The sequence below is a fragment of the Prevotella sp. P5-50 genome, assembly GCF_002251295.1.
GTDB lineage: Bacteria > Bacteroidota > Bacteroidia > Bacteroidales > Bacteroidaceae > Prevotella.
The window spans coordinates 1-938 of record NZ_NPJA01000010.1; the positions used below are offsets into that span (position 1 = coordinate 1).

General features: G+C 39.1%; 2 pseudogenes. Both read left to right on the forward strand.

Going from position 1 to position 938, the window contains the following annotated elements:
• Positions 1 to 459, forward strand: a pseudogene (locus tag CIK88_RS01310) (tetracycline resistance ribosomal protection protein); the annotation flags it as partial.
• Positions 459 to 938: pseudogene (locus tag CIK88_RS01315) on the forward strand (hypothetical protein); the annotation flags it as partial. The pseudogenes CIK88_RS01310 and CIK88_RS01315, both read left to right, overlap by 1 nt.

The following is a 938-nucleotide window of genomic DNA, read 5'->3' on the forward strand; positions in this document are numbered from 1 at the left end:
TTACATGGATGGGAAGTGACTGATCTGAAAGTAACTTTTACTCAAGCCGAGTATTATAGCCCGGTAAGTACACCTGCTGATTTCAGACAGCTGACCCCTTATGTCTTCAGGCTGGCCTTGCAACAGTCAGGTGTGGACATTCTCGAACCGATGCTCTATTTTGAGTTGCAGATACCCCAAGCGGCAAGTTCCAAAGCTATTACAGATTTGCAAAAAATGATGTCTGAGATTGAAGACATCAGTTGCAATAATGAGTGGTGTCATATTAAAGGGAAAGTTCCATTAAATACAAGTAAAGACTACGCCTCAGAAGTAAGTTCATACACTAAGGGCTTAGGCGTTTTTATGGTCAAGCCATGCGGGTATCAAATAACAAAAGGCGATTATTCTGATAATATCCGCATGAACGAAAAAGATAAACTTTTATTCATGTTCCAAAAATCAATGTCATCAAAATAATGGAGCGGTCAGGAAATTTCTATAAGGCAATACAGTTGGGATATATACTTATCTCCATTCTTATCGGATGTATGGCATATAATAGCCTCTATGAATGGCAGGAGATAGAAGCATTAGAACTTGGCAATAAAAAAATAGACGAGCTCCGAAAAGAAATAAACAATATCAATATTCAAATGATAAAATTTTCTCTATTGGGTGAAACAATACTGGAATGGAACGATAAAGATATCGAGCATTACCATGCACGGCGTATGGCAATGGACAGTATGCTTTGCCGTTTCAAGGCCACCTATCCAGCAGAGCGCATCGATAGTGTGCGCAGTCTTTTAGAGGATAAGGAACGACAGATGTTCCAGATAGTCCGGTTAATGGATGAACAACAATCTATTAACAAGAAGATAGCCAATCAAATTCCGGTTATTGTGCAGAAAAGTGTGCAGGAACAGTCCAAAAAGCCAAAACGAAAAGGTTTCTTG